This window comes from Caulobacter sp. SLTY, assembly GCF_009905535.1.
GTDB lineage: Bacteria > Pseudomonadota > Alphaproteobacteria > Caulobacterales > Caulobacteraceae > Caulobacter.
The window spans coordinates 1-7,324 of the sequence record NZ_JAAALA010000058.1; the positions used below are offsets into that span (position 1 = coordinate 1).

General features: G+C 68.0%; 6 protein-coding genes. 5 read left to right on the forward strand and 1 reads right to left on the reverse strand.

What is annotated here, in order from left to right:
* Positions 1-235: 235 nt before the first annotated feature.
* Positions 236-1,189, forward strand: coding sequence for an aldo/keto reductase family protein (locus tag GVN21_RS19880; protein WP_166576481.1), 954 nt, complete (start codon positions 236-238; stop codon positions 1,187-1,189).
* The gene (locus GVN21_RS19885) at positions 1,189-1,413 is read left to right on the forward strand and encodes a hypothetical protein (RefSeq protein ID WP_166576482.1); all 225 of its coding nucleotides are present in this window, start codon (positions 1,189-1,191) and stop codon (positions 1,411-1,413) included. The genes GVN21_RS19880 and GVN21_RS19885 overlap by 1 nt, the downstream gene beginning before the upstream one ends.
* Here GVN21_RS19885 and GVN21_RS19890 read toward each other — a convergent pair.
* Positions 1,410-2,357: a hypothetical protein gene (locus GVN21_RS19890; protein ID WP_166576483.1), complete on the reverse strand. Its 948-nt coding sequence runs from the start codon at positions 2,355-2,357 to the stop codon at positions 1,410-1,412. The two genes, GVN21_RS19885 and GVN21_RS19890, sit on opposite strands and share 4 nt — an antisense overlap.
* Before the next feature lie 253 nt (positions 2,358-2,610).
* Between GVN21_RS19890 and GVN21_RS19895 the strand changes: the two genes are divergently transcribed.
* The 3 genes from GVN21_RS19895 to GVN21_RS20635 all read left to right on the forward strand — a co-directional run.
* Positions 2,611-5,691, forward strand: coding sequence for an FG-GAP repeat protein (locus GVN21_RS19895; protein WP_205690200.1), 3,081 nt, complete (start codon positions 2,611-2,613; stop codon positions 5,689-5,691).
* Positions 5,692-5,728: 37 nt separating this feature from the next.
* Entirely contained in the window at positions 5,729-6,445 is a 717-nt protein-coding gene (locus GVN21_RS20625) for an integrin alpha (RefSeq protein ID WP_205690201.1), read from the forward strand.
* Between the two features lie 121 nt (positions 6,446-6,566).
* Positions 6,567-7,324 (forward strand): integrin alpha (locus GVN21_RS20635; RefSeq protein ID WP_205690202.1); only part of this gene is annotated, 758 nt, incomplete at its 3' end.

Consider the following 7,324-nt stretch of genomic DNA (forward strand, 5'->3'; position numbering starts at 1 on the left):
GAAGCGGGAGGAGGACAGGTTTCGAGCCTCAAGCGAGAAACCAGGAGGCGGGCCCCACCGGCGGTAGGGAGGTTCCTTCTGACACGGACTTGCCCCCCTCCTGCTCTGTCGCTGAATGCTCCAGACCGGTCCTCCCCCCAGAGGGGGGAGAGTTGAGATTGCCGCCCCACCGCGCCGAAGCGGGTTGTTTTGGAAGACCCGGGCGGCCTACCTTAAGGCCAACGGGAGAAACGCCATGAAATACCGCCAGCTTGGATCCAGCGACCTGATGGTGTCCGAAATCTCGCTCGGCTCTTGGCTGACCGCCGGGGTCGGGGTGGAGAAGGACACGGCCATCCGCAACATCCACCATGCCCTCGACCTCGGCATCACCTTCCACGACACCGCCAACGTCTATGGCCGCGGCGCCGCCGAGACGGTGACGGGCGAGGCGCTGGCCGGCCGGCCGCGGGATTCCTACATCCTCGCGACCAAGTTGTGGGGCGACATGGGCGGCGGCGACCAGGGCCTGTCGCGCACCCAGGTCCACAAGCAGGTCGACGCTTCGCTGAAGCGCCTGCGCACCGACTATGTCGACCTCTACCAGTGCCACCGCTACGATCCCGACACCCCCCTGGAAGAGACCATGGAGGCGCTGAGCGAGGTCGTCCGCGCCGGCAAGGCCCGCTGGATCGGCTTCTCCGAATGGTCGCCGGAGAACATCCGCGACGCCCTGGCCATTCCCGGCGTCGAGAAGTTCGTCTCCAGCCAGCCGCAGTACAGCCTGCTGTGGCGCCGGCCCGAAAAGGAGGTCATCCCCCTCTGCGCCGCCAACGGCATCAGCCAGATCGTCTGGTCGCCCCTGGCCCAGGGCGTGCTGACCGGCAAATACGATCCCGACAGCCCGCCCCCCGCCGACAGCCGCGCCGCCAGCGAGGAGATGGGCCGGATGATCAGCCGCTGGATGGAGCGCCCCATGCTCGAGGCCGCCCAGGCGATGAAGCCCCTGGCCGCCGAGGCGGGCCTGACCCTGGCCCAGTTCGCTCTGGCCTGGGTGCTGCGCGAGCCCAACGTCGCCTCGGCCATCGTCGGGGCCAGCCGCCCAGGCCAGCTGGACGACAACGCCAAGGCCGTGGACGCCAAGGTCGACCCGGCTCTGTTCGCCAAGGCCGAGGCCATCGCCGCCGCCGCGCGCGAGGCCAGCCGCTGATGCTGGCCAGAACCCCCAAGACCGTCTGTATCGAGTGTGGCCTCGACTACTGGGCGCCGGGCTTTTCCTATGACCACGGCCGGTCGGACTATGGCCCGGCCTACTGGTCCGACCAGGGCCTCATCTGTTCGCCGACCTGCGCCGGCGACCACTATCGCAAGCGGGTGGCGGAGGGGACGATGCCGTCCCTTCCGGTCGACTGTCCGGTGGACGTGTTCGGCTAGCCGGCCGCCGCCATTCGCGCCGGCGCGGCCTCCACCTGGGCCAGGGCCCGGCGCGCGGCGAAGGCGATGACCAGGATGGCGCCGGCCATCAACAGCTCCAGGTGTTCGCCCAGCAGCGCGGTCAGCCGGCATCGTCCATCCGGCAACATCTCGATGAAGCCGGCCTGCTCGGCGGCGTTCAGCACCGACCGGGCCTGGGCGCGGGAGACGTGGCAGTCACGGGCCAGGGCCGAAAGGCTGACCGTCCGGGGCTCTTCCAGGGACAGGTCGCCTCCCTGGCTGTCGGCCAGCAGCAGCTCCGACAGCACGGCGAATCCGCCGAACCGATGGCTGACCACATCCAGGTTGGGACCGTCGACGCGATAGCCGCTCAGCGCCAGCGATGTCAGCTCGGCCATCTCCCTCAGGTACGCTCCGAACACCTCGTCCCGCTCCAACTGCGGCGCGATCGCCAGGATGGCCGGATCGGCCGGCCAGAAGGCCTGCGGATCACGCGCCACCCGGGTCTTGAAGGCGGCCAGCATCCGCTCGGTCGGGCGATAGCGGCGCGCGCGGCCATCGCCATCGGCCGCCGGCTCCACATAGCCGATGAAGCGCAGGTACATCAGGCTGGTGCGGGCCCGTCCCGTCCCCGCCATGCCGGTGAGCTTCAAGGTCTCGGCCAGCCGCGTGAGGGTCAGCCCGCCTGGCGAGTAGTGAAGCTGCAGGGCGAACACCCCGGCCAGGTAGCGGCCGATGTCGTGCAGGGTGCGGGCCAGCATGGCGCTGTCGCCCTCGCGGACGCGCCAGGTGGCGATCCACGGCCGCATCATCGACCGGAAGCCGGGTCGACCGCGCAGCGCGGCCAGCGTGTCGCGATCCATCGTCGCTCGCGCTGCCGCCTCGGCGCTCGCCAGCCATTCACTGTTCAACATGCGGATGCCCCCCAGACGCAGGAAATACATCTGCTTTTTTTCACTTGAAATCCACTTTATCGCGGGTGTCCGCCGCCAGGGTAATCGCACAAACTACTCAAAATGAGCACGTTCAGGCGGGAAATTCCCCCTGAAGGGTTCTTGCAACTATCGACGGTTGCGCAATCCAACAAGGTTCGATCCGCGCGAATGCATGCGGATTACTGCACTGTCACCGGCTGCCCCGGCCCGGCACGCTCTTGCGATTAAATCGCGCCGCAACTTGCGTCGGGGGCTACCAGAGATGCCGTTTGCAGCCACCTTCGAGCTGTCCGGTCTGGACGGAACCAACGGCTTCCGGATCAGCGGCGTTGCGGCGAATGACCAGAGCGGCGCCAGCGTCGCGGCCGCCGGCGACGTCAATGGCGATGGCATCGCTGACCTGATCATCGGCGCCTTCACGGCGGATCCCAACGGAAGCAGTTCCGGCGCGAGCTATGTCGTGTTCGGTCGGAGCACGGGCTTTGCTGAGAATCTCGATCTCTCCGACCTGGATGGGACCAACGGTTTCCGGATCAGCGGCGTCGCCGGCAACGACAACAGCGGGATTTCCGTTGCCTCGGCAGGCGACATCAACGGGGACGGTATCGATGACCTGATTGTCGGAGCTCACGGGGCCGACCCCAACGGGGCCGTCTCAGGGGCCAGCTATGTCGTGTTTGGCCGCAACACCGCCTTCGGCGCCAATCTCGACCTCTCAGCCCTGGATGGAACCAGCGGGTTTCGGATCGACGGCGTCGCAGCCTACGACCGGAGCGGCCAGTCGGTGGCCTCGGCGGGCGATGTGAACGGCGACGGCATCGACGATCTGATCATCGGCGCCCGTTACGCAAACGGCGTCGGCGCCAGCTATGTCGTGTTCGGCCGTGACACCGGCTTCGCCGCCAGCCTCGCTCTCGCCGATCTCGACGGAACCAACGGCTTCCGGATCAACGGCGAAGCAGCGGACGATAACAGCGGCAATGCGGTTGCCGCCGCGGGCGATCTCAACGGCGACGGGATCGGGGATCTTATCGTCGGCGCCTGGCGGGCGGATCCTGCCGCCTCGAACGCTGGTGCGTCCTATGTGGTGTTCGGAAGCGATGTCGGTTTCGCGGCAAGTCTCGACCTGTCCTCTCTGGACGGAACCAACGGGTTTCGCATCAACGGCGAGGCAGATAGCGACCAAAGCGGCAATTCTCTCAGCGCCGCGGGCGACATCAATGGCGATGGATTCGGCGATCTGATCATCGGGGCCGCCAGCGCTGACCCTGATGGTGTCTTCGGCGCGGGCGCCAGCTATGTGGTTTTCGGGAGTGACGCGGGCTTTGCGGCCAGCCTTGATCTCTCCGCCCTCGATGGGACGAACGGCTTCCGCATCAGCGGCGTCGCCAACGCCGACCAGAGTGGCCGTGCGGTCGCGGGGGCCGGCGATATCAATGGTGACGGACTCGACGATCTGATCATCGGCGCGTCCGGCGCCGATCCGAACGGCGGCCTGTCCGGTTCCAGCTATGTGGTGTTTGGCAGTCGCGGCGCCTTTGGCGCCAACCTCGACCTCTCCTCCCTGACCGGCGTCAACGGCTTTCGGCTCGACGGTGTGGCGGCCAATGACCAGAGCGGAAGGTCTGTCGCCGCCGCGGGCGATGTCAATGGCGACGGAGTCGACGATCTGATCATCGGCGCTCCAAGCGCCGATCCCCATGGAACCGACTCCGGGGCAAGCTACGTCGTCTTCGGCCAGAGGCCCAACGTGGTGCTGGTGGGCGCCGCCGGGGCGGACAACTACCTGGGCGGCAATCTGGACGACGACCTCAGCGGCGGGGGCGGCGACGATATCCTGAACGGCGGCCTGGGCGCCGACCTGATGGCCGGCGGGACGGGCGGGGACACCTACCACGTCGACAACATCGGCGATGTGACCGACGAGACCGGCGGCGATGGGACCGACACCGTGGTCTCCTCGATCAGCTGGACCCTGGGAACCGACATCGAGAACCTGACCCTGTCGGGGACGGCGGCGATCAACGCCACCGGTAACGGCCTGGCCAACGTCCTGACCGGCAACGACGGCGTCAACCAGCTCGACGGGGGCGATGGGGCCGACCAGCTGCTCGGCGGGCTGGGCGGTGACCTGCTGAACGGCGGCGCCGGCGCGGACCAGATGGCCGGCGGGGCCGGAAGCGATACCTATGTGGTCGACGACGCGGGCGACACCATCACCGAGCTGAGCGGCGAGGGTATCGAACGGGTCAGGGCCAGCGTCAGCTTCACCCTGGGGGCCGAACTGGAGAACCTCCAGCTCACCGGCGCGGGCAACATCGATGGGACGGGCAACGGCCTGGCCAACCAGATCGACGGCAACAGCGGCGACAACATCCTGTCGGGCGGCGGCGGCAACGATATCCTGCGCGGCAACGGCGGGCTGGACGAACTGGGCGGCGAGGACGGGTCCGACCAGCTGCGCGGCGGAGACGGCAATGACACGCTCTACGGCGGCGGGGCCAACGACTGGCTCTACGGCGACGCCGACAGCGACGTTCTCTACGGCGGCGCGGGCGCCGACAACCTCGACGGCGGGACCGGGGCGGACGTGCTGAACGGCGAAGTGGGCGCCGATCAGCTTCAGGGCGGCGATGGGGACGACCAGCTGTTCGGCGGGGCCGACAACGATGTCCTGCGCGGCGGGGCGGGCGCCGACATCCTGACCGGCGGCATCGGGGACGACACCTTCGTGGTGGACGACTACAGCGACACCCTGGTCGAGGCCGTCGGCGAGGGCAGCGACATCGTCAAAGCCACCGTCAGCTGGACCCTGGGCGACAACTTCGAACGGCTGATCCTCGAGGGGGTCGCAGACATCGACGGCACGGGCAACGGCCTGGCCAATCAGCTCACCGGCAACGGCGGAGCCAATCTCCTCGACGGCGCCGGTGGCAGCGACACTCTGAACGGCGGCCTGGGGGGCGACAGGATCCTGGGCGGAACCGGAAACGACATCCTCAGCGGCGGCGGCGGAAACGACATCTTCCTGGTCCGCCAGGAGTCGGTGTTCAGCAGCCTGGCCCCCATGGGCCGGACCATCGAGACCGACACCATCAGCGACTATGCCATCGGCCAGGACGAGATCGACCTGTCCGACATAGACGCCATCGCGGCCACTGGCGGGGTCAACGACGCCTTCAGCATCGTCGCGGCGTTCGACGGCCAGGCCGGCCAGATGACGCTCAGCTTCAGCGGCGGGATCACCACCCTCCTGCTCGATGTCGATGGCGACCGGTCCGGTGACTATCGCCTGCGGATCAATGGCGACGTGCGGGCCGATACGGCCGGCTGGGTGCTCTAGGCGGGCCGCCTTCAACCGTTTTCAAGGACAGCACACCGTGCCCTTTCCGGCGATTTTCGAGCTCGGCGCCCTCAATGGAGCCAATGGCTTCCGGATCAACCCGACGACCGCCAACGCCGCTCTCGGCTGGTCGGTCGCCTCGGTCGGTGACATCAACGGAGACGGCATCGACGACCTGATCCTGGGCGACCCCAGACTGGGTCCGTCCGGCGGCGGCTACAGCGGCGCGGCCTATGTGGTGTTCGGCAGCGATGCCGGCTTCCCGGCCGGCTTCGACCTGTCCGACCTCGATGGGGCCAACGGCTTCCGGATCAGTGGCCTTGCCGGCGCCTACGTCGGCGTCTCGGTCGCCTCGGCCGGCGACGTGAATGGCGATGGGTTCAATGACCTGATCATCGGCGCCAGGAGCGACAGTTCGGGCGTCGGCTCCGGCGGGTCGAGCTATGTGGTGTTCGGTGGCGACCAGCCCTTCGCGGCCAATTTCAGCCTCTCAAGCATCAACGGAACCAACGGCTTCCGGATCGACGGCGCGGACGCGCTCGATTTCAGCGGCCATGCGGTCGCCTCGGCGGGCGACGTCAACGGGGATGGCGTCGATGACCTGATCATCGGGGCCTATCGCGCGGACCCGAACGGCTCCCTCGGGCGCCAGCTACGTCGTCTTCGGCTCCGCCGGCGGTCTGCCGGCCATCCTCGACCTGAGCGACCTGGACGGGACCAACGGCTTCCGGATCAGCGGCGTCGCCGCCAATAACCAGAGCGGCAAGGCCGTCGCCTCGGCGGGCGATATCAACGGCGATGGTTTCGACGACCTGATCATCGGCGCCTGGCGGGTCTCCACCAACGGAAACACCGGGTCCGGCGCCAGCTATGTGGTGTTCGGCGGCGATGATCTCTTCGGCGCCAACCTCGACCTGTCGAGCCTGGACGGGACCAACGGTTTCCGGATCAATGGCGCTGAGGCCTCCGACAGCAGCGGCTATTCCGTCGCCTCGGCCGGTGATTTCAATGGCGATGGCTTCGGGGACATCCTGATCGGGGCCTACGCCGTCGATGAGAATGGCGCCGACGTCGGCGCCGCCTACCTGGTGTTCGGCAGCGACGCGGGGTTCGCGGCCGAGCTCAACCTCTCCGCCCTGGACGGAACCAACGGTTTCCGGATGCCGGGCCTGGCGGCCATCGACTGGTCCGCCTGGTCGGTCGCCTCGGCCGGCGATGTGAATGGCGACGGTCGCAACGACCTGATCATCGGCGCGCCCGGCGCCAGCCCCAACGGGACGCAATCGGGCTCCAGCTACGTGATCTTCGGTCGCGACGGCCCGTTCGCGGCCGATCTCAACCTGGCCGCCCTCGACGGGATCGACGGCTTCCGGATCAATGGTCCGGCGCAGTTTGATTTTTCGGGCTTCTCGGTGTCCGCCGCCGGCGACCTCAACGGGGACGGGGTCGACGACCTGATCGTCGGGGCGCGCGACGCTTTCACGGATCTCATCAGGCACGGCGCCGCCTATGTCGTCTTCGGCCGGCCTGCGCCGGTGTCGGTGGTCCAGACCGGCACGGGCGGGGCGGACACCTACGACGGCGGTGACCTCGACGACACCCTCAGCGGGGCGGGCGGGGACGACATCCTGAC

Excerpts from the sequence above, each read along its gene's own strand:
- GVN21_RS19895 (WP_205690200.1), top strand. The coding sequence starts at position 2,611 with ATGCCGTTTGCAGCCACCTTCGAGCTGTCCGGTCTGGACGGAACCAAC.
- GVN21_RS19885 (WP_166576482.1), top strand. The coding sequence starts at position 1,189 with ATGCTGGCCAGAACCCCCAAGACCGTCTGTATCGAGTGTGGCCTCGAC.
- GVN21_RS19880 (WP_166576481.1), top strand. The coding sequence starts at position 236 with ATGAAATACCGCCAGCTTGGATCCAGCGACCTGATGGTGTCCGAAATC.
- GVN21_RS19890 (WP_166576483.1), bottom strand. The coding sequence starts at position 2,357 with ATGTATTTCCTGCGTCTGGGGGGCATCCGCATGTTGAACAGTGAATGG.